Source organism: Streptomyces acidiscabies (assembly GCF_020010905.1).
Taxonomy (GTDB): domain Bacteria; phylum Actinomycetota; class Actinomycetes; order Streptomycetales; family Streptomycetaceae; genus Streptomyces; species Streptomyces acidiscabies.
Genome location: NZ_JAGJBY010000001.1, coordinates 142434 through 168915, shown reverse-complemented (window position 1 = coordinate 168915; position 26482 = coordinate 142434). Strand labels below are relative to the sequence as shown.

Annotated in this window: 23 protein-coding genes; 20 read left to right on the top strand and 3 right to left on the bottom strand. The window is 71.7% G+C overall.

Annotated features, from left to right (window positions below; genetic code table 11):
- Positions 1-324 precede the first annotated feature (324 nt).
- From J8M50_RS00650 to J8M50_RS00555, 20 genes are all read left to right on the top strand, one after another.
- Positions 325-840 carry a DUF2617 family protein gene (locus J8M50_RS00650; protein ID WP_010350808.1) on the top strand — a complete coding sequence of 172 codons (516 nt, stop codon included), beginning with the start codon at positions 325-327 and terminating at the stop codon, positions 838-840.
- A gap of 220 nt (positions 841-1060) precedes the next feature.
- Positions 1061-2701: a polyamine aminopropyltransferase gene (locus J8M50_RS00645; RefSeq protein ID WP_010350809.1), complete on the top strand. Its 1641-nt coding sequence runs from the start codon at positions 1061-1063 to the stop codon at positions 2699-2701.
- A 323-nt stretch (positions 2702-3024) separates the two neighbouring features.
- Positions 3025-3948: an SRPBCC family protein gene (locus tag J8M50_RS00640; protein ID WP_010350810.1), complete on the top strand. Its 924-nt coding sequence runs from the start codon at positions 3025-3027 to the stop codon at positions 3946-3948.
- Positions 3949-4143: 195 nt separating this feature from the next.
- Entirely contained in the window at positions 4144-4932 is a 789-nt protein-coding gene (locus J8M50_RS00635) for an aldose epimerase family protein (RefSeq protein WP_010350812.1), read from the top strand.
- Between the two features lie 65 nt (positions 4933-4997).
- Complete coding sequence (pyrE, locus tag J8M50_RS00630) at positions 4998-5570, top strand: orotate phosphoribosyltransferase (protein ID WP_029183433.1); 573 nt, start codon at positions 4998-5000, stop codon at positions 5568-5570.
- A 141-nt stretch (positions 5571-5711) separates the two neighbouring features.
- Positions 5712-6743, top strand: coding sequence for a class II fructose-bisphosphate aldolase (gene fbaA / locus J8M50_RS00625; protein ID WP_010350815.1), 1032 nt, complete (start codon positions 5712-5714; stop codon positions 6741-6743).
- Between the two features lie 232 nt (positions 6744-6975).
- Positions 6976-8961, top strand: a complete 1986-nt coding sequence (locus J8M50_RS00620) for a WD40 repeat domain-containing protein (protein WP_029183434.1) — start codon at positions 6976-6978, stop codon at positions 8959-8961.
- Positions 8962-9072: 111 nt separating this feature from the next.
- A complete protein-coding gene (locus J8M50_RS00615) occupies positions 9073-9486 on the top strand; it encodes a DUF3151 domain-containing protein (RefSeq protein WP_010350817.1) in 414 nt (137 codons plus the stop codon).
- A gap of 193 nt (positions 9487-9679) precedes the next feature.
- A complete protein-coding gene (locus J8M50_RS00610) occupies positions 9680-10519 on the top strand; it encodes a tryptophan 2,3-dioxygenase family protein (RefSeq protein ID WP_010350819.1) in 840 nt (279 codons plus the stop codon).
- Positions 10512-11699 (top strand): kynureninase, encoded by a 1188-nt coding sequence (gene kynU / locus J8M50_RS00605; protein ID WP_010350820.1) that lies wholly within the window; start codon positions 10512-10514, stop codon positions 11697-11699. Before J8M50_RS00610 ends, kynU begins: the two co-directional genes overlap by 8 nt.
- A 249-nt stretch (positions 11700-11948) precedes the next feature.
- Entirely contained in the window at positions 11949-12866 is a 918-nt protein-coding gene (locus J8M50_RS00600) for an alpha/beta hydrolase (RefSeq protein WP_010350821.1), read from the top strand.
- A 242-nt stretch (positions 12867-13108) separates the two neighbouring features.
- A complete protein-coding gene (locus tag J8M50_RS00595) occupies positions 13109-14107 on the top strand; it encodes an alpha/beta hydrolase (protein ID WP_010350822.1) in 999 nt (332 codons plus the stop codon).
- A gap of 25 nt (positions 14108-14132) precedes the next feature.
- A complete protein-coding gene (locus J8M50_RS00590; protein WP_078480460.1) occupies positions 14133-15452 on the top strand; it encodes an acyltransferase family protein in 1320 nt (439 codons plus the stop codon).
- A 4-nt stretch (positions 15453-15456) separates the two neighbouring features.
- Entirely contained in the window at positions 15457-17040 is a 1584-nt protein-coding gene (locus tag J8M50_RS00585) for a sensor histidine kinase (RefSeq protein ID WP_010350824.1), read from the top strand.
- Positions 17037-17714: a response regulator gene (locus J8M50_RS00580; protein WP_010350825.1), complete on the top strand. Its 678-nt coding sequence runs from the start codon at positions 17037-17039 to the stop codon at positions 17712-17714. Before J8M50_RS00585 ends, J8M50_RS00580 begins: the two co-directional genes overlap by 4 nt.
- A 120-nt stretch (positions 17715-17834) precedes the next feature.
- Complete coding sequence (locus J8M50_RS00575; RefSeq protein WP_010350826.1) at positions 17835-19211, top strand: sensor histidine kinase; 1377 nt, start codon at positions 17835-17837, stop codon at positions 19209-19211.
- A 15-nt stretch (positions 19212-19226) separates the two neighbouring features.
- Positions 19227-19898, top strand: a complete 672-nt coding sequence (locus J8M50_RS00570; protein WP_010350827.1) for a response regulator — start codon at positions 19227-19229, stop codon at positions 19896-19898.
- 227 nt (positions 19899-20125) lie between these two features.
- The gene (locus tag J8M50_RS00565) at positions 20126-22081 is read left to right on the top strand and encodes a cell wall-binding repeat-containing protein (RefSeq protein ID WP_010350828.1); all 1956 of its coding nucleotides are present in this window, start codon (positions 20126-20128) and stop codon (positions 22079-22081) included.
- Positions 22082-22098: 17 nt separating this feature from the next.
- On the top strand, positions 22099-22263 hold the full coding sequence (locus tag J8M50_RS00560; RefSeq protein ID WP_010350829.1) for a DUF397 domain-containing protein: 165 nt from the start codon (positions 22099-22101) through the stop codon (positions 22261-22263).
- A 173-nt stretch (positions 22264-22436) separates the two neighbouring features.
- Entirely contained in the window at positions 22437-23639 is a 1203-nt protein-coding gene (locus J8M50_RS00555; RefSeq protein WP_010350830.1) for a cytochrome P450, read from the top strand.
- Positions 23640-23643: 4 nt separating this feature from the next.
- Here J8M50_RS00555 and J8M50_RS00550 read toward each other — a convergent pair whose 3' ends face one another.
- The 3 genes from J8M50_RS00550 to J8M50_RS00540 are packed head-to-tail and all read right to left on the bottom strand — an operon-like array spanning position 23644 to position 26402.
- Positions 23644-23865, bottom strand: a complete 222-nt coding sequence (locus J8M50_RS00550) for a hypothetical protein (RefSeq protein ID WP_010350831.1) — start codon at positions 23863-23865, stop codon at positions 23644-23646.
- Positions 23866-23919: 54 nt separating this feature from the next.
- Positions 23920-25488 carry an ABC transporter permease gene (locus J8M50_RS00545; protein ID WP_010350832.1) on the bottom strand — a complete coding sequence of 523 codons (1569 nt, stop codon included), beginning with the start codon at positions 25486-25488 and terminating at the stop codon, positions 23920-23922.
- Positions 25485-26402, bottom strand: coding sequence for an ABC transporter ATP-binding protein (locus tag J8M50_RS00540; RefSeq protein WP_010350833.1), 918 nt, complete (start codon positions 26400-26402; stop codon positions 25485-25487). Before J8M50_RS00540 ends, J8M50_RS00545 begins: the two co-directional genes overlap by 4 nt.
- Positions 26403-26482: the final 80 nt, after the last annotated feature.

Sequence of the window (26482 nt, the reverse complement as noted above, 5' to 3'; positions counted from 1 at the left end):
CGCCCGCCGCGTGGCGACACGCGGCGGGCGTTCTCGCATGTGACATACGCCTCGCGTACGCCAGGGCCGCCCGGCGTACGCCGTAGTTGAACAGTTGAGCTGTGCAGCCCTCTAGGGGATGGAAACCGCACGAAGTTGGGTAAAAACGCTGTGGTGGGACCGCGGTCCATGATTCCCTCTAAAATACCAACGCAGCCCCTCGGACCCCTCGGACGTCCTGCGCGGACGTCCTCTCATACAGGGCCGACCGGGGCCGGACCCCGGAGTCGACCGGGGCGCGCCGGACCTACCCGCTTCTTCCTCGCGTGCTTGCGGAGCCGATCCATGCTCACGACCCTGACCACCTCCTACACCGACACGCGCGCGGCCGACCTCGCCTGGGCCCTGGGGCGCGAGCCGCTGTCGGCCCTGGCCACGCTCGACCTCGAACTGTCCGGTGCCAAACTCCAGTTGAGGCTCCTCGGCGCCTCCCACCAGGTGCTGCTGGAGGAGGCGGAGACCTCCTGCTCGGAGACGGTCGCCTGTATCCCCGGCAGCAGCACCCCGCTCCCGCTCGGCGTGGCCAAACGCGTCGGCGACTGGGAGTACGAGTTCGCGGCCCACGTGGAGGTCCTCTCCCCGGGCCAGTTCGCGGGCCGCGCGCAGGAACTGCTCGCACTCGTCTCCGACCACCCCCATGGCCTCGCGGGCGTCTTTCCCGGCAGCCCGCACGCCTTCACCGCGCTGCTCGCGCACAGAGTCGACGGGTACGTGCACTGGCGGACCTGGCACGCGTACCCCCAGGACGGGCAGCTGGTGGCGACCCGGACCCGGGTCGGGGTGCGGGTACCCGTGGGGTAGTCCCCGGGTACCCCTCACGGGGGCCGGAGTGCCGTGTCCCCCGAAAGAGGTAGTACCCCCGTACCCCCGCACCCGCCTGGCTCCGTCCCTCACACGGGTGGAGCAGCCCGTCAGGACCCCCTCCCGGCCTACCCGGGTAAACCCAAGGGACCACTCCGGCCTCCGGTTTCACGCGTGTGGGTGACATGGCGTACTGAGGCCGTGACGTAACGTCGCAGTCGTGATCGAACCGCACGCGCCCGCTCCCCCCGGTGCCCCGCCTCCGTGGGGAGGCCGGGCCCCGCTGCCCGTCCGGCCGGCGACGGGGCGGTTCCTGGTCCTGGCCTGTGTGTTCGTGTGCGCCGCGTGCGGGCTGGTCTACGAACTCGAACTCGTCGCGCTCGCCTCGTACTTGATGGGCGACTCGGTCACCCAGGCGTCCGTCGTGCTGTCCGTCATGGTGTTCGCCATGGGCGTCGGCTCGCTCGCCGCCAAACGCCTGCGCACGCTGGCCGCCGCCGGGTTCTGCGCGGTCGAGGCGGTGCTCGCGCTGATCGGCGGGTGCAGTGCGATGGCCCTGTACGCGGTGTTCGCCTGGACCGGTGACTGGGGCGGCATGTGGGCGAACGGCCCGCGCGTGCTGCTCGTCGCGTTCTCCCTCGCCATCGGTCTGCTGATCGGCGCCGAGGTCCCCCTCCTGATGGAGCTGATCCAGCGCATCCGCCGCCAGGACGCGGGCGGTGCGGTCGCCGACCTGTTCGCCGCGGACTACGTCGGCGCGCTCGTCGGCGGCCTCGCCTTCCCCTTCCTCCTCCTGCCGTTCCTGGGCCAGTTGACGAGTTCGCTGCTCACCGGCGCGGTCAACGTCGTCGCGGGCAGCGCGCTGATCCTCGGCCTGTTCCGGCGCGACCTGACCCGCCGGGCGCGCTGGCTGCTGCTGGTGGTCAACGTGACCGTCCTCGGCGTCCTCGCCGCTGCGGCCGTACTCGTCGACGACTTCGAGCGCGCGGCCCGCGAGGCGGTGTACGGGGACGACGTGCGCGTAGCTCTCCAGACCGATGTGCAGGAGGTGGTCCTCACGGGGGGTACGCCGGGTCATCCCCTGGGGCTGTACCTCGACGGCCGGCTGCGTGTCGGGGGGCGGGACGAGCGGAAGTACCACGAGGCTCTCGTCCACCCTGCGATGTACGGGTCTCATGCCCGTGTCCTGGTCCTCGGGGGCGGGGACGGGCTCGCCGCGCGCGAGGTCCTCACCCATCCCGGGGTACGGCGGGTGGACATCGTCGATCTCGACGCGGGGCTCGTCCGCCTCGCCCGTACCGACCCGGCGCTCTCCCGGCTCGGCGGGCACGCGCTGGGCGACCCCCGGGTGCACGTCACCATCGGGGACGCGTTCCACGTACTGCGCACGACGGTGCCGGGTACGTACGACGTCGTCGTCGCCGACCTGCCTGATCCGGGGATCACCGCCAGCACCAAGCTGTACTCGGAGGAGTTCTACGGCCTCGCGCGCCGCTCGCTCGCACCCGGGGGGCGTCTCGTCGTCCACGCCGGGCCGCCGGCCACCCGGTCCCAGGTGTTCTGGACGGTCGACGCGACCATGCGGGCGGCGGGGCTGCACACCACCCCCTACCGGGTGACCGGCCGCGACTCCGGGTTCGCGGCGGGGCCCGACCGGACGACCGCGCGGTCCCGGGCGCCGAAGGACTGGGGGTTCCTGCTGGCCTCGGCGGGGCCCCGGCCGCCGGTTCTCGCGCTCGACCCCCGGGCGCCGCGACCGCAGACGCTCACGGCGGAGGGGCTGGCGGAGGGGGCGCGGGTGGCTGAGGCCACGCGGGTTACGGGGGTGCGGGTATCTACGCTGGTCCATCCCAGGTACTAGGGGTAGGGGGGCGGGGGTACGAGGTTCGGCTGGCTGGGGGTCTGGCTGGCCGGGGGAGGGCTTGGTGGACTGCGGGGTCTGACTGGCCGCGAGGCTTGGCGGACTGCGAGGCCGGGCTGGCCGCGGGGCCTGACGGACTGCGGGGCCTGACGGACTGGGGGCCTGATGGGCCGTCTCTCCACCTGCGGGTGGCTCCCCCCACCTCCGGGGTGACCTCTCCCTCCACCCCCAGGCGGCGTCACCCTCCGCCCCCCCGGGTGCAGCGGAGCGAATCCCCCTCTCCGTGGGTGCTTTTCCCCGACCGGTGGGTAGGCTCCACCGACATGGAGCAAGAGGTGTTCGTTCCGGTTCCGGCGGAGCGGCTGCGAGCGGCCCTCGCCGACCCCGCGCAGGTGGCCCGCGCGGTCCCCGGCCTCCAGCAGGACGCGGGGACGCCCCCGGTCGCGGGCCGGCTGAAGATCCGGGTCGGCAGCCACACGATCACCTACCGGGGTAACGCCCAGGTATCACCCGGCGCCGACGGCACGTACACCGTCCGGGCGGACGCGGCGGAGGCCAGGGGCAGCGGCAAGGTCCACCTCGCCCTCACCCTCGCCCTCACCGAGACCCCCACGGGGACGACCCTCAGGTTCACCGGCACCGCCCGCGCGGACGGCCGGATCGCGGAACTCCCGCAGGAGACGGTCGCGGCGGCGGTGGCCCGCCTCGTCAACCGCTTCGGGGGGAACCTGGGGACTACGGGTACGGGTACGGATCCGCAGGCGGCGAAGCAGGACGGGGAAGCCGGGCGGGGCTCAGAAGCCGGGCGGGGTCCGGAGGCCGAGCAGGGCCCGGGAGCCGGCCGGGACCTTGAAGACGAGCGGAACCCCGGAGCCGAGCACGACGCGGAGCTGGAACAGCCGATGCCTCCGAAGCAGTCCCCGGAACCCAAGCCGGCCCCGGACCCGAAGCCCGAACTCCCCTTCCCCTCAACGGTCTTCGAGACCGAGACCCCCGCGTCCGCCCTGGACCCGCTGGCCTCCCTGAACCCCGTCGACCCCCCGGCGGAAGCCGCTCACGCCCGCCGCACGATGATCGGCAGGAGCGCGGAGGAGGTCGACCACGCCCCACCGCGAGGCCGCTACGCCCCGGTCCCGGCCCCCCAGTCGTTCACCCCGGCGAACACCCTCCGCTGGGCGGCCCCGGCGGCGGCCCTCGCGGTGGTGTCGGCGGTGGTGGTGGGCCGCGCACTGCGCAGACGCCGCTGAACGCAGACGCCGCTGAACGAGGCCGGAGCGGAACGCGGGACGCCGGGACAGGGGACGTACCGTAACCGGCGTACCTCTCAGGAGGCAGACGTACCCCGGTACGACGCCCTGGCGGCCCGCCCCCTCGCCGCGCCCCCGGCGCAGCCACCCCCGCCGCCCGGCCGGACCCGTAGCCCCCCAGTACTGTCATCCCTTGTGAGCAACGAAGAGATCACACTGACCGCCGGCTCCGCACAGGCGACCGTGCACCCCGCCAACGGCGCCCGCGTGGCCTCCCTCCAGGTCGACGGTGTCGAACTGCTGCGCCAGGGCGAGAAGTTCGGCTGCTTCCCGATGGTCCCGTGGTGCGGCCGGATCAGGGACGGACAGTTCCGCAACGGCGGTACGACGCACCAGATGCCGCTGAACGCCCCGCCGAACGCCATCCACGGCACCGCGCGCGGCAGTGCCTGGAACGTCGCCCGCGTCGCACCCGACGAAGCGGTCCTCACGTACGACCTCGTGACTCCCTGGCCCTACCCCGGACGTATCACCCAGGTGTTCGCCCTGACCGAGGAGACCCTGACCCTCACCATGGCGGTGGAGACGTACGACGACTCCTTCCCGGCGCAGATCGGCTGGCACCCCTGGTTCAACAGGAACCTGGGAGGTACGGACGTACACCTCGCGTTCGACCCCGCCTGGCAGGAGGAGCGCGGCGACGACCACCTCCCCACCGGGAACCGGATCGAGCGCAAGCCCGGCCCGTGGGACGACTGCTTCGGCATGCCGGACGGCGTCGACGTGACGCTGACCTGGCCGGGGCAGCTGGAGCTGAAGGTCGCCAGCCGCGAGCAGTGGGTCGTGGTGTACGACGAGCAGGAGCCCGCCGTGTGCGTGGAACCGCAGACCGGCCCGCCCAACGGCCTGAACACGCACCCCCGCCTGGTCACCCCGGTGGACCCGCTGGAGGCGTCCACGACGTGGACCTGGCGGCGCCTGTAGTACCCGTACGACCTGAGAGCCACGGCCCCGCGTAGCCCGTACAGCTCGCCTCTAAGCTGTTCGCCATGACGGACGTCGACGAAGTAATGCCGCAAGGCACACGCGCTGAGCTGCTGCAACAGATCAAGGACAAGGCCGTGGTGCACGGCAGGGTGACGCTCTCCTCGGGGCTGGAGGCGGACTACTACATCGACCTGCGCCGCGTCACCCTGGACGGTGAGGCCGCCCCGCTGGTCGGGCAGGTGCTGCTGGACCTGACGGCGGAGCTGGAGTTCGACGCGGTCGGCGGGCTGACCATGGGCGCCGACCCGGTCGCGACGTCGATGCTGCACGCCGCCGCCGCGCGAGGCCGGAAGCTGGACGCCTTCGTCGTCCGCAAGGCCGCGAAGGCGCACGGCATGCAGCGGCAGGTCGAGGGCCCGGAGATCCGCGGGCGGCGCGTGCTGGTCGTCGAGGACACCTCCACGACCGGCGGCTCCCCGCTGACGGCGGTGGAGGCGGTGCGCGCGGCGGGCGCCGAGGTCGTGGCCGTCGCGACCATCGTCGACCGCGCGACCGGCGCCGACGAGAAGATCCGGGAGGGCGCGGGTGTGCCGTACCTCTTCGCCTTCTCCAAGGACGAGCTGGGCCTGGACTGATACCTGAGACGTACCCGGTTACACCTTCCGGAGCAGGGGGCCATGTCTGGAAAGATGGGCATGACGACGACGTCAGACACCCAGGTCTAGGTCAGGGCCGTAGTACGCAGATCGCAACCCGCACACCCAAGGAGCGGACAGATGCCCATCGCAACCCCCGAGGTCTACAACGAGATGCTCGACCGGGCGAAGGCAGGCAAGTTCGCCTACCCGGCCATCAACGTCACCTCGACCCAGACCCTGCACGCGGCGCTGCGCGGCTTCGCGGAGGCGGAGAGCGACGGCATCATCCAGATCTCCACGGGCGGCGCGGAGTTCCTGGGCGGCCAGTACAGCAAGGACATGGTGACCGGCTCGGTCGCGCTCGCCGAGTTCGCGCACATCGTCGCCGAGAAGTACCCGGTCACGGTCGCGCTGCACACCGACCACTGCCCCAAGGACAAGCTCGACGGGTACGTACGGCCGCTGCTCGCCGTCTCCGAGGAGCGCGTGAAGGCCGGCCGCAACCCGCTCTTCCAGTCGCACATGTGGGACGGCTCGGCCGAGACGCTCGCCGACAACCTGGCCATCGGCCAGGAGCTGCTGGCCCGCGCGGTCGCCGCGAAGATCGTCCTTGAGGTGGAGATCACCCCGACCGGCGGCGAGGAGGACGGCGTCTCGCACGAGATCAACGACTCCCTCTACACGACGGTCGACGACGCGATCCGCACCGTCGAGGCGCTCGGCCTCGGCGAGAAGGGCCGCTACCTGCTCGCCGCGTCGTTCGGCAACGTGCACGGCGTGTACAAGCCGGGCAACGTCGTTCTCCGCCCCGACCTGCTGAAGGAGCTGAACGAGGGCGTCGCCGCCAAGTTCGGCAAGCCGGCCGGTTCGCAGCCGTTCGACTTCGTCTTCCACGGCGGCTCCGGCTCCTCCGAGGAGGAGATCGCGACCGCGCTGGAGAACGGCGTCATCAAGATGAACCTCGACACGGACACGCAGTACGCGTTCACCCGGCCGGTCGCGGCGCACATGTTCCAGAACTACGACGGCGTCCTGAAGGTCGACGGCGAGGTCGGCTCCAAGAAGACGTACGACCCCCGTACCTGGGGCAAGCTGGCCGAGGCGGGCATGGCGGCGCGGGTCGTCGAGGCCACGCAGAACCTGCGGTCGGCGGGTACGCGGATCAAGTAGTACCTCCGGGTGAGTGGTCCGGTGTCGTCCTCAGGGGACGGCGCCGGACTTTCTGTATGCCCGGAGTGCCCCCTACCTGAGAGCCAGTGATCCACGCCACGCCATATGTGTGAATCCTGTGGACACGTTGTCATAGGCATGCAATAGGCTGCGATCACCGCACCCCGGTTCTCGGGGCACGCCCCAACTCACGGGGCAGCGAAGACCATTGGGGGGTCTTTTCATCGTGTTCGTGCGTAAACGCACTCTTTCGACCGCGACCGCGCTCGCGGTTCTCGTCAGCTCCGCCGCGCTGGTCGTGGGGACGGCCGGTTCGGCCGCGGCGGACAGCAGCAAGGTGCTCCCGCTGAAGTCCGCGGGCGACATCGTGGTGGACGGCGTCCACCGCAAGGTCTTCGTCAGCGACCCCGTCACCGGACGGGTCGTCGCGACGGACTACTCCGGCAACGTGCTCACCACCGTGCCCGAGCTGTACGGCGTCACCGGCCTGGCTCTCTCGGCCGACTCCGGCCGGCTGTACGCGGCCGTCCCGAGCGTCGACGCGATCGTCGCCCTCGACACCACGACGATGGCCGAGCAGGCCCGGTACGCCACCGGCGAGGGCACCGACCCGCAGTTCCTGGCTCTCGCGGGCGGCAAGATCTGGTTCGGGTACGGCACCGAGTCCGACGGCTCGATCGGCTCGCTGGACGTCTCCGGCACCGACCCCGTCGTCGCCCTCGACCAGGACGCCGAGACGGACTACGCCGGCGCCCCGCGCCTGGCCGTCTCGCCGACCGAGCCGAACACCGTCGCGGCGGCCGGGTCGTACGACCGCGGGTTCGCCCTCGCGACGTACGACGTGACGACGGGCACCGCGGCCCGTACCTCGCGTAATACCTCAGGACTGACCGGGCAGACCAACGATCTCGCCTACACCCCGGACGGCAAGCGCATCGTCACCGCCAACCCCGGCAAGGTGCACCACGTCTGGCAGGCCTCCGACCTCACCGAGGTAGGTACCTACACCAGCACCGAGCACGGCACGTCGGTCGCGATCGCCCCCGACGGCACGGTCGCGGCGGGCTCCGACGCCCCGTACGGCAAGGACGTCTTCGTCTACCGCCCGGGTCAGACCACGGCCGTACGGCAGTACGACTTCCCGGTGACGGGTACGACGTCCGCCGGCGACGGCCTCGTCAACGGCGGGCTCGCCTGGGAGCCGGGCGGCAGCCGCCTGTTCGCGGTCACCGACAACTGGGACAGCAACGTCCGGCTGCACATCCTGGACGAGCCGACCAAGTCCGCGCCGGCCGTCGCCGTCAAGGCACCGGCCACGGCCGCGCTCGGCAAGGCGCTCACCGTCTCCGGGACGGTCTCGGGGACGCTCGCGCTGCCCGTGGGTACCCCGCTGGTAGTCACGCGGTACGACTCCGAGTCCCCCAAGGGCAAGTCCCTGGGGACGAAGAAGCTGGCCGCGAAGGGCGCGTTCTCCTTCACGGACACCCCGGCCGTCGCCGGGAACGTCACCTACAAGGTCGCGTACGCCGGAAGTACTACGCACTCCGCCGCGTCCGGGTCCTCGGTCGTCAAGGTCGCCTACAACAAGACGGCCCTGAAGATCGACCGCAACAACCTGACCGTCAACTACGGCACCAACGTGACGTACACGGCGACGCTCGGCGCGACGTACAAGAACCGCACCGTCGAGATCTGGGCCGACCCGTGGGGTCCCGAGCCGAAGCGGCTGCTCAAGCGCGGCAAGGTCAACGCGAAGGGCCAGCTCGCGGTCGCGCTGCGGATGACCCGCGACACCACGGTCAGCGCGGTCTTCACCGGGGACGCCCGCTTCGGCAAGGCCGAGGCCAAGTCCGGTGTACGCACGCGCGCCGGTGTGACGACCTCGCTGTCGGGCCACTACAAGTGGACGAAGTTCGGGAAGACCAACTACCAGACCTTCCACCAGACGACCGACCCGCTGATCACCACGTGGATCAACGCCTACCCCGGCCGGTACACGCGTCTCGACCTGGAGTTCTACTCCCAGGGCCGCTGGGTCTCGGGTGAGCCCGAGTACTTCCCGCTGGACAGCGCCGGCAAGTCGTACGTGACGCTGGACGGCGACGGCGCGGCCGGGTACCGGTTCCGCCTGCGGTCGGTGTACGTCGACGGCTACAACGGCGACATCGCGAACACGACGTCGTACGGGCCGTGGAAGTACTTCAACTTCACGAAGTGATACCTGCGAGGTAGCTCCACGGAGCTACGTCCGGCCGTGCGCTCCCACCGAGCCCGGCGCCCTTCCCGGGGTGCCGGGCTCGGTGCCGTCCGGGGTGACAGACTGGAGGTCATGACGATTCACGAGAACCTCCTCGGGGGCCCGCCCCCGACCCACCTCCCCGACGACCCCGAGCCGCGCGAGCTGCTCGCGGGCGGCACCGCGGCGGCCGACGTCGCCGCGAAGTACCCGAAGTCCTCGCTGGCCTGGGCACGGCTCGCCGACGAGGCGTTCGAGCGGGGCAGCGTGGTGGAGTCGTACGCGTACGCCCGTACCGGATACCACCGGGGTCTCGACTCGCTGCGCCGCAGCGGCTGGAAGGGCCACGGCCCGGTGCCGTGGGAGCACGAGCCGAACCGCGGCTTCCTGCGCGCCCTGCACGCCCTCGCGCGCGCCGCCGGGTCGATCGGGGAGCAGGACGAGTACGAGCGGTGCACGCAGTTCCTGAAGGACTCCTCGGCGACGGCGGCGCAGACGCTGGGCTGAGGTCTGGTCCGAGGGAGTGCTGAGGTCGTACCCGTGTAGTACCCGGGTATCAGGCTGGCCCGTCTGGACGTGTGATCAGGCGGGCCTTGCCTTTTCGGCCGAGGATCGAAGAGGATGCCCGGCGGGGACCGGGGCCACCGTGTCGAGAACGGCAGGGGCGGACCGCTACCCGGAGCAACAACAGGAGACAGCGATGTCCCAGGAGGCTCACGAGGCTCACGAGCCCGAGACACCTCATCTCGACTTCGCGGGTACGACGCCGTACGAGGACTATGTCCGGGCGGATGTGCTCACCCACCTCCAGCACCCCCTCTCCGAGGACCCCGGAGAGATGGTCTTCCTGGTCACCACCCAGGTCATGGAGCTGTGGTTCACGGTGATCGTCCACGAGTGGGAGACGGCCACGGAGGCGCTGCGCTCGGACCGCATACCGGTCGCGGTCGACGCGCTGAAGCGCTCCGTACGGGAGCTGGAGGCGCTCAACGCCTCCTGGCGTCCGCTCGCCCAGCTCACCCCGGCCCAGTTCAACTCGTACCGCTCGGCCCTCGGCGAGGGCTCCGGCTTCCAGTCCGCCATGTACCGGCGGATGGAGTTCCTGCTCGGCGAGAAGTCCGCGTCCATGCTCGTCCCGCACCGGGGAGCGCCGCGCGTGCACGCTGAGTTGGAGAAGGCACTGCACGAACCCAGCCTGTACGACGAGGTGTTGAGGCTGCTCGCGCGCCGCGGACACGCGATCCCGGACGAGGTGCTGAGCCGCGACGTGTCCCTGCGCTACGAGCCGTCGGCGGAGGTGGAGGCGGTCTGGACGGCCCTCTACCAGGGCGACCAGAACGCCGAACTCGCCCGGCTCGGCGAGGCGTTGACCGATGTCGCCGAGCTCGTCTGGCGCTGGCGCAACGACCACCTGGTCGCCACCCGGCGCGCGATGGGCGCCAAGGCCGGCACCGGCGGCTCCGCGGGTGTGGCCTGGCTGGAGAAGCGGGCCCGCAAGAACGTCTTTCCCGAGCTGTGGACGGCGAGGTCCCATGTCTGAACTGGCCGTCATAGCGCAGGAGTTGGATGCCAGGGACGAACTCGCCGTCAAACGCGCCGAGTTCGCCCTCGACGACGGGGGCGTCTATCTGGACGGCAACTCACTGGGCGCCCTGCCCGCCGCTGTCCCCGACGCGGTCGCGGACGTCGTCCGCCGTCAGTGGGGCGAGCTGCGCATCCGTTCCTGGGAGGAGAGCGGCTGGTGGACGGCGCCGGAGCGGATCGGCGACCGGATCGCCCCGCTGATCGGCGCGGGACCCGGCCAGGTGGTGGTCGGCGACTCGACAAGTGTCAACGTCTTCAAGGCACTTGTGGCCGCACGCCGGATGGCGGGAGCGGGGCGGGACGAGATCGTCGTCGACGCCACGACCTTCCCCACGGACGGGTACATCGCCGAGTCCGCCGCGAGGATGACGGGGTGCACGCTGCTCCCCGTACCGCCCTCGGAGGTCGCCGGAGCGCTCTCCACCCGTACCGCCGCGGTACTGCTCAACCACGTCGACTACCGGTCCGGGCGGCTGCACGACCTCCCCGCGCTGACGTCCGCGATCCACGCGGCGGGCGCCCTCGCGGTCTGGGACCTGTGCCACAGCGCGGGCGCGCTGCCGGTCGGGCTCGACGAGCACGGGGTGGACCTCGCGGTCGGCTGCACCTACAAGTACCTGAACGGCGGCCCGGGTTCGCCGGCGTACCTGTACGTGCGCCGCGATCTCCAGGGGGAGTTCGACTCCCCGCTGCCCGGCTGGAACTCGCACGCCGAGCCGTTCGGGATGAGCCCGTCGTACGAACCGGCGCGCGACGTCGTGCGCGGCCGGGTCGGGACGCCGGACATCCTCTCCATGCTCGCGCTGGAGGCGGCCCTCGGGGTCTGGGAGGGCGTGTCCATCGAGGCGGTGCGCGCCAAGTCCCTTGCCCTGACGGACTTTTTCCTCGAATGCGTCGGGGAGTACGTCCCCGCGGGCCGGGTCGAGTGCGTGACGCCGCAGGCCCACGCGGAGCGGGGCAGCCAGATCGCGCTGCGCTGCGACGACGCGGGCGACGTCATGAAACGGCTCGTCGCGCAGGGCATCGTGGGGGACTTCCGGTACCCGGACGTCCTGCGGTTCGGATTCACGCCGCTGTACCTCGGGTTCGCGGACGTGGAACGCGCGGCGCGGGTGCTGCGGCTGGCTCTCAAGTAGTCCCGCACGACAACCCTGTTCACACGAAGGGCACACCGCACGACCACGCGCGGTGTGCCCTTCGGCACGTACGGTACGAGGGGCGGGGGTGTCATATCCGGGCAGAACCGTTTACCCCTCACCCAGCGTGATATCCGCGTGTCCGTGCACGTCACGGGCCTGATACCGTCCCCGCCAGCGGACGGATCAGTAGTAGCCGTCCTCATCTGTCTGGTCGTCAATTCCATTTCGTTGCTGAGAGGTTGGAGCATGCCGGACGACGTCGCCGCAGCCCGGACCGCCGCCGAGGAGCAGTCCGCCTTCTCGCATCCGCCCGTCGACCCCGACGTGACCGCCGCCTACGGTGACCACCCCGACCAGGTGATCGACTTCTACCTCCCGAGGACTACGAGGGGTACGGGGGGACTCGCGCCGCTGGTCGTCGTGCTGCACGGGGGAGCCTGGCGCGCGCCGTACGACCGCCGGCACCTGACGCCGTTCGCGGACTTCCTGGCCCGGCGCGGGTTCGCCGTCGCCAACGTCGAGTACCGGCGCGGGGAGTTGGGGACCGACGGGACCTCCGGCGGAAACGCTCCGGTGGCGGACGACGCGGACGCGACGCCGGTCGCGGGGCGCTGGCCGGACACCTTCGACGACGTCGCCGCCGCGCTCGACGCGCTCCCCGCCCTCGTCCGGGAGGTCCTCCCCACGGCCGACCCGCGCCGTACCGTCCTCACCGGCCACTCGGCCGGCGGCCACCTCGCGCTGTGGGCCGCCGCCCGGCACCTCCTCCCGGCCGACGCGCCCTGGCGCACGGCCGCTCCGCCGAACCTGCGGGGCGTGGTCGCGCTCGCGCCGATCGCCGACTTCGAGATCGCGCGGAAGCTCGACGTGTGCGGCGGCGCCTCCACTCAACTCCTCGGCGGGGAAGGGAAGTTCGCCGAGCGGCGGCCGTACGCCGACCCGGCGCTGCTGCTGCCGACAGGCATCGCCACGGCGATCGTGCAGGGCCGTGCGGACGAGGTCGTGCCGATGGCGGTCGCGGAGGCGTACGCGGACGCGGCGGCGAAGGCGGGGGAGGTGGTGGGGGTGACGCTGCTGGAGGACGTCGGACACTTCCCGCTGATCGATCCGGTGGCGGACGCTTGCGCGGTGGTGGGGGAGGAGATCGCGCAGCTGGCTTGGTGAGGTGGGAGCCTGGCTCACTCGGCGGCTCTTCCGTACGTCTGTGGTAGTCCCCGGTTAGCTCCCGGGTATCTCCGCTTCGAGCCTTCCGCAGTCCTTCCCCAGTCCTTTCGTAGTCCGCGTCATACCTGAGAGCTACGTCGAAGAAGAGCTCTCAGGCGGGACGCGGACGACGAGCGCCGATCCGTAACTTCGCAACCAGTTCGCCCGACGGTCGGGCGGTCTGGACGGGGAGGGGCGCGGCGATGCGACTCGGTGACGCGGAGAAGACGGATGGAAGGGCGGGGCGCCTGCTCCGGGCCCTGCTCGCCGTCCTGGTCGTCGCGGCGGTGGTCGTCCCCCTTGTCGCGGCGGCCCGCCCCGACATCCCGGCACCCACTCCGGCGCCGGCGCTCCCGCTGACGGCCGCGACGCTGGAGAAGACGTACGCGGCCAACCGGGCCGGCGCCGAGCTGGCGTCGAGGATGGCCCGGGACAACGGCGACCGGCACAGGGCCGAGGCCGACCGGAGGCTGGCCGACCCCGACCGGCGCCTCCTCTCCTTCGACGGCCGCGGCGAGGGCCGGGCCACGGAGGTCTTCGGCGACCTGGCACACGCACACCGCATCGCGGTCCTGGTCCCCGGCTCCGACACCACGCTGGACACGTACGAACGCTTCCGCGCGGGAGCCGAGGCCCTCCACCGCCGGCTCACCCGAGAGGGCCCGGCCGGTTCGGGGACGGCGGTGGTCGCCTGGCTCGGGTACACGACGCCGGGCACGATCAGTACGACGGTCCTGACGCCGGACCGGGCGCAGGAGGCGGCGCCGGACCTGCGCGACCTCGTCGCCGGGCTGCGCGCCCTCACCGGCCGGGACACCGACGTCAGCGTCCTGTGCCACTCCTACGGCACGGTGGTGTGCGCCCGAGCGGCCGACGGCCTGGACGCCGACGACCTGGTCCTCCTCGCCAGCCCCGGCACCGGCGCGGATTCGGCGGCCGACCTGGACACCCGCGCCCGGGTATGGGCGGCGCGCGGAGCGGACGACTGGGTCGCGGACGTCCCGCACACCAGCACCCACCTCTTCGGTACGACGATCGGCTTCGGCACGGACCCGGTCTCCCCGGCCTTCGGCGCCCGCGTCTTCGCCGCCGGAGACGGCGGGCACAGCGACTACTTCACCCCGGGCTCGGTCTCGCTGGCCAACCTCACCCGGATCGTTCTCGGCGAGTCGACGGAGGTCACCCGTGTTCACCACACGTGATCCGCGCGGCACCTACCTGGCCCGCATGGCGGCCCGCATCGACGCCGCCACACCCCCGCACCGCGACCGCGCGGTGGACGCCCTGCGCGCGCTGGCCATCCTCGGTGTCGTCCTCGGCCACTGGCTGGTGACCGCCCTGGTCGCCGACGGCGACACCCTGCGTGCGGCGAGCCCGCTGGCGTCGATGCCGTGGCTGGCGCCGGTGTCGTGGACGTTCCAGACGCTCGCGGTGTTCTTCATGGTGGGCGGGCATGTGGCGACGCGGAGTTACGCGGCGGCGCGGGAGAGGGCACGGGGCACGGGCCGTGCGCACGGGGCAGGGCGGGCCGCCTGGGCCGGCGCTGGACGGGGGCCGTCGCCCGGTGTCTACGTCGGCTGGCTGCGGGCCCGCCTCGCGCGGCTGTTCCGGCCGGTGGCCGCGCTCGTGGCCGTGTGGCTGACGGTGACCGTCTGCCTCCTGCTGGGCGGCGCCTCGTTCCTGACGGTGCACACGGTCGTGAAGCTGGCGCTGTCCCCGCTGTGGTTCCTCCTGGTCTTCGCGCTGCTGACGGCGGCGACCCCGCTGCTGGCACGGCTCAACCCGCTGTGGCCGCTGGTGGTGGTGCTCCACGTGGACCTGGTCCGCTTCGGGCTCGGCGGCCCGTCCTGGCTGGGCTGGGTCAACCTCGCGGCGGGCTGGGCGGTGCCGTACACGCTGGGCGCGGCCTGGACGCGGGGCGAACTGGAGCGCCCGCGCGCCGGGTGGGTCCTGCTGACCGGCGGTGCGGTGGTGACGGCGGTGCTGGTCCGGTGGGGCGGGTACCCGGCGTCGATGGTGGGGGTGCCGGGGGAGGAGATCTCCAACCTGAACCCGCCGACACTGGCGGCGGTCACCTTCGGGCTGGCCCAGTGCGGAGCGGCGCTGCTGCTGCGGGGCCGACTGCGCCGGGCGATGCGGCGGCCCCGCGCGTGGACGGCGGTGGCCCTGCTCAACCTCTCGGCGATGACGGTGTTCCTCTGGCACCTGACGGCCCTGATGGCGACGACGGCCCTGGCGCTGTCCGCCGGCCACCTCCCCGGCCTCCACACCCGCCCCGACACCCTGGCCTGGGTCCCGTACCGGCTCCTGTGGCTCCCGGTGTTCGTGCCGGCGCTCGCGGTGTGCTGGGCGGCGTTCCACGGCTGGGAGACGCGGCCGGGCCGTCGTGGGGGAGGGCGTGCGCGGGGCGTGATCGTCAACAGGGCGACGCGTTCCGCCGGTGAACCACCAGGCAAGGAGCGGATGTTGGCGCACCTGGTCACAGGCCGGAAGCATCCGCTTCCGTGCCCGGGATCGGCCGCTCTGAAGGAGGTCGGCGGTGCATAGGGTGATGAGGGTGACACAGCTGGAGAAGCACCTGGAGCGCGCACTGCGCCGGTCATCGGGCGAGGACCGTCGGCGCCGCGCACTGCGGGAGACGCGGGCGGGGCGGATGTTCGTCGCGCTGCGGCGGGACCTGTGGCCGACCGAGGCGATGCCGTTGCCGCCGTCGGTGTGGCTGCGGTGGCTGCCGCACGGGCTGGTGTGCCTGGCGGCGCTCGTGGCGGTGCTGGCGAACGGGGACCAGTTCAGTACGCGGTACCAACTGGGCGTCGAGTTCGGCCTGTTGTGCGCGGCGGCGCAGAGCGTGGCGCTGGTCGTGGCGCTGTGGTGGCCGCTGCACGGGTGGTGGCTGTCCCTGGTGGCCACGGTCGTGGCGGCCCTGGGAGCACGCAACCGGCTGATGACGGGCACTGTCCCGGGACCGAACCACGTCGTCTGGAACGGCGATGTCCCCTGGCCCTGGGGCGTTCCCGGGATGGTCGTCCACGCACTGGTCCTCCTCCTGGTCGCCCTGCGGGTCCGCGCGCGTGTCTCCGCCGAGGTGCTGGCCCTGACCGCGCTGGCCACCTGGATCGTGGAGGGCGTGATCGGCGGCGGGTACTACTCCCCGAGCGGTGTGCTGGCGATGGCCGTCTTCCTGGGCTTCGTCCTCGTGGGCGCCGCCCTGCGAGGCCGTCGCGAGGCCCGGACCGAACTCGTCGAGCAGACCGGCATCACCGCGGAGGAGCGCGCGCGGCGCACGCTGCTGGAGGAGCGCACCCGTATCGCGCGGGAGCTGCACGACGTGGTGGCGCACCACATGTCGGTGATCTCGATCCAGGCGCAGGTGGCCCCGCACCTGGTGGCGGACCCGTCCGAGGAGCTGAAGGAGAACCTCGCGGGCATCCGGCAGAACGCGCTGGAGGCGCTGACCGAACTGCGCCGGGTGCTGGGGGTGTTGCGTTCGGAGAGCCCCGAGGACCCCGACGGGCCGTACGGGCTCGGCGCGGCGACCGGCACGGCGCCGGACGCTCCGCAGCCCACCCTGGACCGGCTGGACGCGCTGCTGGACAACACCCGTGCGGCGGGGCTGGACGTGGTCAAGGAGATGACCGGCGAGCCGCCGACGCCGCCGTACTCACCGGGCGTCCAGCTCTCGGCGTACCGGATCGTGCAGGAGGCGCTCAGCAACGTGCTGCGGCACGCGCCGGGGGCCGGCGCGACCGTGGAGATCGAGCAGCGGCGGGACGGCGTGTACCTGTGCGTCACGAACTCCGCATCGAGCGGCCGGGCCGACCCGTCCCCCGGCGCGGGGCACGGACTGCTGGGGATGCGCGAGCGCGCGGCGATGCTGGGCGGCCACCTGATGGCCCACCCGACTCTGCACGGCGGCTTCGTCGTCTCGGCGTTCCTGCCGCGTGACGGCGTCCGCGTGGACAGCCCCGCGAGCGACGAGGCGTACGTGGCCCTCCCCGGACTGGTGCAGCAGATGTCCGACCTTCCGAACGTTCGATTGATCCTCCCGGAGGCGTTCCGGAAGAAGGGACGGGGCGACGTCCCGTCCCTTCGGCAGCCTCCTCCCGACAACGAGACAGGAGACGAGAAGAGATGACGAACGACACGAAGATCCGCGTACTCATCGCGGACGACCAGCAGATGATCCGGCAGGGCTTCACCGTCCTGCTGGACAAGCAGCCCGGGATCGAGGTGATCGGCCAGGCGGTCGACGGCCTGGACGCGGTGGAGAAGGCGGCCGAACTCACCCCGGACGTCGTCCTGATGGACATCCGGATGCCCGACCTGAACGGCATCGAGGCGACGCGCCGGATCACGGCCCTGCTGCCGGACATGAAGGTGCTGGTGCTGACGACCTTCGACCTCGACGAGTACGTGTACGAGGCACTGCGCGCCGGCGCCTCCGGGTTCCTGCTGAAGGACGCCTCCGCCGACCAGGTCGCCGAGGCCGTCAGGATCGTCGCGGCGGGCGACGCCATGCTCGCCCCCGGTATCACCCGCAAGCTGATCACCGAGTTCGCCCGCATCGACAGCGGCCCGCGCGCGCCCGAGAAGGTGCGCCTGGAGGAGATCACCGAGCGGGAGACGGAGGTGCTGTCGCTGATCGCGCAGGGCCTGTCGAACGGGGAGATCGCCCGGCACCTGTGCGTCGCCGAGCAGACGGTGAAGACCCATGTGGGCCGGATCCTGGTCAAGTTGGGGCTGCGGGACCGGACGCAGGCGGCGGTGTTCGCGTACGAGGTGGGGCTCGTGCGCCCGGCCGTCCGCTGAGCGGTGCTTCGCCGGGTCCGGCCAGGTGTGGGGGAGACCCCGTAGTACTTGAGATGGACCCGGCGGAACCCCTCTCAGTGGTGACGACGACGATTCCGGCCCCGGCCTACGGTGGTGAATGTGACCGAGACGACGCAGACCACCCGGACGCGGATCATGGATCCGCAGACCCCGTACGGCGATTCGGACGGCGGCGGATACACCCCGCGCAGTCCGGAGGCCAAGGCGGCCCTGGACGCCCTGCGCGGGCTGCGGGGGGACCTGATCGACGACGCCTTCGCCTACCGCCCGCTGCCCCGCCTGGGCGACGAGAGCCGCCTGGTCCGCCGGCTGAAGGGCCGGCGTCGGGAGTACGCGGCCTGGGCGAGGCACGGCCTGGTCGCGGCGGGCGGCGTCCTGGCGATGATGAACACGTGGACGTACTCCCGGGACGGCGCCCTCAACATGGTGTGCGGCCTCCTGGTCCTGGCGCCGGTGCTGCTGACGCTGGTCCGGCCGGTGGGCGCCTTCTGGCTCTCGTTCGCGTCGACGACGGCGGTCGCGGCGGTCGGCACGTCGTACACGCTGTGGCCCTGGGAGCCGGGCCCCTTCATCTCCCACCTGCTGGTGCTGACGGTGGTGGCGGTCCGCACCCGCCCGCGCACGGCGGCCTGGATGTGGCTGCTGACGGCCGTCTACGGCTTCACCGCCGAGTCGCTCTTCCGCTGGAGCCACGACGGGTACGGCACGGACACGGGCCCGATGCTGGTGCTCTCCGCGTTCGCCCTGCTCGCCGTCACCGTGTGGCACACCCGCCGGCAGGCGGAGCGGGAGGTCACGGCGCAGCAGACGGTGACGGAGCACGAGCGCTCCCGGCGGACGCTGCTGGAGGAACGCACGACGATAGCCCGGGAGTTGCACGACGTGGTGGCGCACCACATGTCGGTGGTGGCCATCCAGGCGGAGGCGGCCCCCTACCGGGTGGAGAACACCCCGCCGGAGCTGGCGAAGGCGTTCGCGACGATCAGGGAGAACGCGGTGGCGGCGCTCACCGAACTGCGCCGGGTGCTGGGCGTGGTCCGCGCCGAGGACTATGAGGTGCCGGACGCCCCGCAGCCGTCGCTGGCGGAGCTGGACGGCCTGCTGGCGAACGTGCGGGAGGCCGGCCTGGAGGTGGAGAAGGTGACGACGGGAGCGGTGCGGGAGCTGCCCCAGGGGGTGGAGCTGTCGGCGTACCGCATCGTGCAGGAGGCCCTGAGCAACACCCTGCGGCACGCGCCGGGGGCGAAGGCGACGGTGGAGTTCGGGTATGTGCTCGGGGGCCTCGGGATACGGGTGGTGAACGGCCCGGCGGAGCACCCGTCGCCGGCCAAGGCGCAGGCGGGCGAGGGGCACGGCCTGACGGGGATGAAGGAGCGGGTGATGATGCTGAACGGCGAGATGACGACGGGCGGTACGGACGACGGGGGCTACGAGGTGGCGGTGTTCCTGCCGGTCGTGGCCCATGGCACGGAGTGAGAGGGGAGGCGGGACATGACGATCAGGGTGCTGGTGGCGGACGACCAGATGATGGTGCGGGAGGGATTCTCGGTCCTGCTCAACGCGATGCCCGACATCGAGGTGGTCGGGGAGGCGGTGAACGGGCGGGAGGCCGTGGCGAAGGTGCGTGACCTCGCGCCGGACGTGGTGCTGATGGACATCCGGATGCCGGAGCTGAACGGGATCGAGGCGACGCGGGAGATCGTGGCGGCGGACGGCGCCACGAAGGTGCTGGTGCTGACGACGTTCGACCTGGACGAGTACGTGTACCAGGCGCTGCGGGCGGGCGCCTCCGGGTTCCTGCTGAAGGACGCCTCGGCGCGGCAACTGGCGGAGGGGGTACGGGTGGTGGCGTCCGGGGAGTCGCTCCTCGCGCCCTCGGTGACGAAGCGGCTGATCACCGAGTTCTCGCGGCTCGCGGAGAGCGAGAGGCCCCGGGTCCCGGCGAGTGCCCAGGCGGCGTACGGGGATCTGACCGAGCGGGAGACGGAGGTGCTGGTGCTGATCGCGCAGGGCCTGTCGAACGCGGAGATGGCGGAGCACCTGGTGGTGGCGGAGTCGACGGTGAAGACCCACGTCAGCCGGATCCTGGTGAAGCTGGGGCTGCGGGACCGGACGCAGGCGGCGGTGTTCGCGTACGAGACGAGGCTGGTGGTGCCGGGATAGGGACCAAAATCGTCAATGTGTTCCCATGAACCCGTAAACCCCCTCCTCGCCGGTCACTTCGGGACCTACGCTCACTCAGACGCTGTGCCGCGACTGTGAGTCGGCCGAGTGACCTCGGCTGACCCGGCGGGACGCGACTCATCGCTTTTTCTCATCTGCTCCGTGCCGGGCCGGGGGACGGCAGGGCGGAGCGTCTGATCCATTGGGGGGTCGACACCTTGAGTTCGTTGTTCACACGTCGCGGCGCGGCGACGCTCGCGTCGGCGGTGACGCTGGCCGCCGTAGGAAGCCTGGCGCTGGCGCCGGGCGCCCTGGCCGACGGCGCCGGGTCCTGGCCGGGCACGGAGGGGAAGCTGCTGACCGACGGTCCGGTGCTGGTGGACCCGGCGACCGGGGCGCAGACGAAGGTCGGCGGCGGGGCGGGGACGTACGCGACGTGGGCGCCGGACGGCAGCCGGATCGTCAGCGTCGTAGGGGGCAGGATCGCCAGCGTGCGGCCCGACGGGAGCGGGCAGTTCTTGCTGCCGAAGCCGCAGGGGGTGCGCAGGAGCGCGCCGTACCAGGACCTGACGTTCTGGTGGGGCGGGCAGGCTGTCGTGTTCGCGTCGGGCGGGCAGCTCGTCGCGGGTCCGTCGGACGGCACCCGGGTGCCGCAGCCGCTGCTGACGGCGGCGCTCGAACCGGCGTCGGTGTGCGACAGCGGCCCGACGGTGAACGAGAAGGGGCAGGTCGCGTTCACCCGCCGTCCCACGGGCAACTGCACGGGCGCCGACGCGGTGTACGTGTACGACAACGCCAAGCGGACCGTGAGGAAGGTGCTGGACGACGCGGCGCAGCCCGCGTTCTCGCCGGACGGCGGGCAACTGGCGTTCGTGCGCAAGGACGCGGGCGGTCTCCGGCAGGTGTTCACGGCGAACGCGGACGGCACGGGGGTGCGGCAGCGGACGAGCGGGACGGGCTGGGCCGAGCACCCGTCGTGGTCGCCGACCGGCAAGCGGATCGTGTTCGACGCGCACACCGCGAGCGACGCGACGGACGTGCACAGCACGGCGTACGTCGACCTGGCCTCCGGCGCGGTGACGCAGGTGCCGGGTACGCCCAAGGGGGACCGGCCGAGCTGGCAGCCGCTGCGGAAGAACAACACCGGGCGGGTGTGGGGTGCGACGCCGGACGCGACGAACATCGCGGCCTCGCGCTGGACGTGGAACAAGCTGGGCGCGCCGAGCGTGCCCGGGCTGATGAACGCGCGGTCGGCGGTGCTGGTCAACCATGACGACTGGGCGTACGCGCTGACCGCGCCCGCGCTCGCCGGCAAGAAGGCGGGCCCGGTGCTGGCCACGCCGAAGACCGGCCTCACGACCGCCGTCAAGAACGAGCTGAAGCGGACGCTGAAGAAGGGCGCCCCCGTCTACCTCATGGGCGGCACCTCGATCCTCACGAACACGGTCGCCTCGCAGGTCAAGGCCCTCGGCTACACGCCCCAGCGGATCGCGGGCGCGGACCGGTACGCGACGTCGGTGCTGTCCGCCAAGGCGATCACGACCGCGCCGAAGTACGTCTTCGTCGCGACCGGCGCCGACTACCACGCGGCGCTCGCGGCAGCGGTGGCTGCCGGGTCCGGCGGTACGAGCGGCGCGGCCGGCGTCGTCCTCAGCAACGGCAACAAGCTGACGGCGCCGGTCCAGGCGTACCTCAACGGCCTGAACCCCACGAAGACGATGATCATCCCGGTGGGTTCGCCCGCCGCGTACGCGGTGGCGCACGGGAGCTTCCCGAGGTGGCCGTCGAACTCCGTCTACTACCCGGTCTCCGGCGCCACCGACGAGGCGACGTCCGTCGCGCTCGCGAAGTTCTGGTGGGCGGCGCCGAGGCAGATCACGCTGGTCGGTCCGGCCTGGCGGGACGGCATCTCGGCCGCCGCCGCGATGAACGTCTTCAGCCCGCTGATCTGGACCCCCAAGGCGACGGTCCTGCCGGGCACCGTCCAGAGCTACCTCACGCAGGCGTCGGCGAGCATCCAGTTCACGGCGACGTTCGGGGGCACGGGTTCGGTGGCTGCGGCGACGCTGGACGCGGCGGGGAAGGCGATCAGCGCGGGCGCCGGGCAGTGGACGTACCACCCGTACTACAACGGGGTGGGTCCTGCGGCGGCTGCACGGAGCGGCATGACGATGGTCAAGTAAGCGAGTTCTGGCGGAAGTTGGACCACCTCTCCGGCCTGGAGGGGTGGTCCGCGTTCGTCGAGACGGCGGAGCTGCCCGCCCGCATAGCGGTCCGCGACTCGAAAGCCCCGGCCCGCTCCGCCCCCCTCTCCACCTTCGTGACGGCGCTCAACTCAGGCCATTTGCGCCTGAGTCCGCGTTGAAGAGGGCCAGGTCGCCCGGTTGGAGTAGCTCTGCGGCGAACGCGGTCAGCGGGCCGTGTCGAGCGGGTTCGGTCATGCGGGACCTGGTCCCCTCCGGGAGCCGTTGCGGAAAGTGATGACCGCGTACGGAAGAGGCCCTGGTCAGAGCCGGTTTTCCGGGTTAGCGTCCGGGCATGGCAGCCTTCGACCCCTGGGACCCGGCGTTCCTCGCCGACCCGTACCCCGCGTACGCCGGACTGCGTGAGCGGGGGCGGGTGATCCACTACGAGCGCACGGACCAGTGGCTCGTCCCGCACCACGCGGACGTCTCGGCGCTGCTGCGGGACCGGCGGCTCGGACGCACCTACCTGCACCGGTACGAGCACGAGGATTTCGGCCGGACCCCGCCGCCCGCCGAGCACGAGCCGTTCCACACGCTCAACGACCACGGCATGCTGGACCTTGAACCGCCGGACCACACCCGCATCCGACGGCTCGTCTCAAAAGCCTTCACCCCGCGCACGGTTGAGCAGCTCAAGCCGTATGTCACCAAGCTGGCCGGGGAGTTGGCCGAGCAGCTCGTCGAGCGCGGCGGCGGCGACCTCCTCACCGACGTCGCCGAACCGCTCCCCGTCGCCGTCATCGCCGAGATGCTGGGCATCCCCGAGAGCGACCGCGCACCGCTGCGCCCCTGGTCGGCGGCCATCTGCGGCATGTACGAGCTGAACCCGTCCGAGGAGACGGCGGCGGAAGCCGTACGGGCCTCCGTCGAATTCTCCGACTACCTGCGGGAGTTGATCGCCGAACGGCGCAACTCGCCCGGCGACGACCTGATGTCGGGCCTCATCGCCGCCCACGACGAGGGCGACCGCCTCACCGAGCAGGAGATGATCTCCACCGCCGTCCTGCTCCTCAACGCAGGACACGAGGCGACCGTCAACGCCACCGTGAACGGCTGGAACGCCCTCTTCAACAACCCTGACCAGCTGGCCCTGTTGCGCGCCGACCACTCCCTGATCCCGGGTGCGGTGGAGGAGTTGATGCGGTACGACACCCCGCTCCAGCTCTTCGAGCGCTGGGTGCTGGACGACATCGAGATCGACGGCGTCACCGTCCCGCGCGGCGCCGAGATCGCGCTCCTCTTCGGCGCCGCGAACCACGACCCGGCCGTCTTCAGCGACCCCGAGCGCCTCGACCTGCGCCGCACGGACAACCCGCACATCTCCTTCAGCGCCGGTATCCACTACTGCATCGGCGCGCCACTGGCCCGCATCGAGCTGGCGGCGTCCATGGCGGCCCTGCTGGAGAAGGCGCCGACGCTGCACCGCGCGCGGGAGCCCCGCCGCAAACCCAACTTCGTCATCAGGGGGTTGGAGGGGCTGGACGTCGAGATCTAGGACGTCAGGGCTTCCTGCGCCTCAACAGCGTTGCCCACAACAGGAGTCCGGCGGCCGTCCCACCCAGGACGGCCAGCGGGAGTTCGGCGTACAGGACGCTCCAGTCGGACATCGCCTCGAACCGGTAGAACCGCCCACGGACGTCGACCGACCACAGCGCCAGCCCGGCTCCCGCTCCACCGACCGCCAGCAGACACCCCGCCGCGTCCCGCCCGTTGCCCTTCATGGGAACCAGGACGCGCCCAACTCGCCCCGAGTTCCCGGCAGAAGAGCGGACCGGTCAGGTCACCAGATCACGGCGGCGCAGCCCCACGAGCCCTCCGGCCACCAACACCCCGGCCAGCGCCAGCAGTACACCCATCGGCCCCCAACTCATCTCACCACCAGGCAACTTGGGCAGGTGTCCGAACGGAGAGAGATCCAGCACCAGTTGGGGAACGTCGAGGGCCGGCCCCACCCACCCGATGAGCAGCGCGGCCCCGGCGACACCCCAACTCGCCGTCGCCAGTCGGGGAGTTGCCCCGACCAGCAGCACCGCCAGCCCGCCGATCACCCACACGCCGACGAGCTGCACCAGACACGCCCCCAGGATCGGCCCGAGCCGCTGCCCGTACCCGGCGCCGAATCCCAGCCCCGCGAGCAGCATGAGGACGGCCGACCCACCGAAGGCGATCAGCAGATGACCGGCGGCCCACCGCACCCGCCCCACCGCGTTCGCGAGCACCAACTCGGCCCGCCCGGACGTCTCTTCACCGTGCAGCCGCAACACCGAGGCGACGACGTACAGTGCCGCGACGAGCCCCACGAGTCCGGTCATCGACGCGAGGAAGGCGTCGGCGAGGCCCGACTGTCCGCCCATCCGCTCGAAGATCTCGCGCGTCCGCTCGTTGTCACCGACGAGATCGGCGACCCCGTCGGTGAGACCGCCGAACACCACCCCGGTGAGGAAGAACCCGAGCCCCCAGCCGAAGACGCTCCCGCGGTGCAGCCGCCAGGCCAGGGCCAGGGCGGTGCCGAGGCCGCCGGTGGCGGGCCCGGGGCGCGTCGGCAGGAAGCTCATGCCCACGTCGCGCCGCCCGGCCAGGACGTACGCGAGCACACCCTGGACGGTGGCGGCCACCGCGAACAGCCCCAGCACCCACCAGCGTTCACCGGCGAACGGCCGCAGGTTCTCCAGCCAGCCCAACGGCGAGACCCAGGTCAGAAGTGACGAACCATCAGAAGTCGCCGAGTCTCCGGCCGCCCGCAGCACGTACGCGAGCCCGATCACAGCAGCGGCCAACCCCCTTGCCAGCCGCGCGCTTTCCGTCAGCTGGACGACGACGGCGGTGAGCGTCGCGAACACCATCCCGACGCCCGCGAGCCCGAGCCCGAACGCCAGCGCCCCCGATACACCCTGCCCGGCGAGGCCGGCCGTCACGAGCAGTCCGAGCACGCCGCTCGCGACGGCCGAGGCCAGCAGAGCCGCCGTGAGCGAGGCCCGCCGGCCCACCGCCCCGGCCGAGACGAGCTCCTGCCTGCCGGTCTCCTCCTCCTCGCGGGTGTGACGCACGACGACCAGGAGAGCGGCGGTGGCCGCGAGGGCGCCCGCGAAGACGCCGACGCGCCAGGCGGTGAGGGCGCCGAGGGAGTCACCGAAGAGCGGGCCGATCAACGACCGGAAGGAGGAGTTCGTCTCCAACTGGCCCAGCAGGTGGTCGCGTTCGGCCTGGGTGCCGTACAGGTTCTTCAGCGTGTTCGGCATCGACAGGACGAGCAGGGCGTTGACGGCCACCCAGAGCGGGATGAGCAGCCGGTCGCGGCGGAGCGCGAAGCGCAGAAGTGTCCCGGTTCCGGCGAGAGTTGTCATCGGATGCCCGCCTCTTCCCGCTGGTAGTGGCGCAGGAACAGCTCCTCCAGCGTGGGAGGGGTCGACGTCAGTGAGCGCACCCCGGACTCGTTCAACTTCCTGAGTACGGCGTCGAGTTCGCCGGTCTCGACCTGGAGGCGGACCCGGGTGCCCTGGACGTCGAGGTCGTGGACGCCGGGAAGGTCGGCCAACTCTCCGGGTGGGGCAGCGAGTTCGGCCCTGATGCTGGTGCGGGTGAGGTGGCGCAGTTCGGCGAGGGAGCCGGTCTCCACGGTCCGGCCCTGCCGGATGATGCTCACGCGGTCGCACAACTCCTCGACCTCGCTGAGGATGTGGGAGGAGAGCAGCACCGTCCGGCCGCGCTCGCGCTCCTCGCGTACGCAGTCGCGGAACACCTCTTCCATCAACGGGTCGAGTCCGGAGGTCGGTTCGTCGAGGATCAGCAGGTCCACGTCCGAGGCGAAGGCGGCGACCAGGGCGACCTTCTGCCGGTTGCCCTTGGAGTAGGTGCGGCCCTTCTTCGTCGGGTCGAGTTCGAAGCGGTCGACCAGGTCGGCGCGGCGGCGCGGGTCGAGGGGGCCGCCGCGCAGCCGGCCGTACAGGTCGATGACCTCGCCGCCGGAGAGGTTGCGCCACAGGGTGACGTCGCCGGGGACGTACGCGATACGGCGGTGGACCTCCACCGCGTCCTTCCACGGGTCGTGGCCGAGGATGCGAGCGGTGCCGGAGTCGGCGCGCAGCAGGCCGAGCAGGACGCGGATGGCGGTGGACTTGCCGGCGCCGTTCGGACCCAGGAAGCCGTGCACCTCGCCGGTCTCCACCCTGAGGTGGAGGCCGTCCAGGGCATGGGTGCGGCCGAAGGACTTGTGCAGGCCGGAGACCTCGATGGCGGGTCCGGGCGCGGTGACGGTCATGCTTCAGAACGTACGCTTCTTTCAGAAATTTGTGAAGTTAATGAAATCTCGGATGCTACGAAAGTTCCGGAAGCTACGGA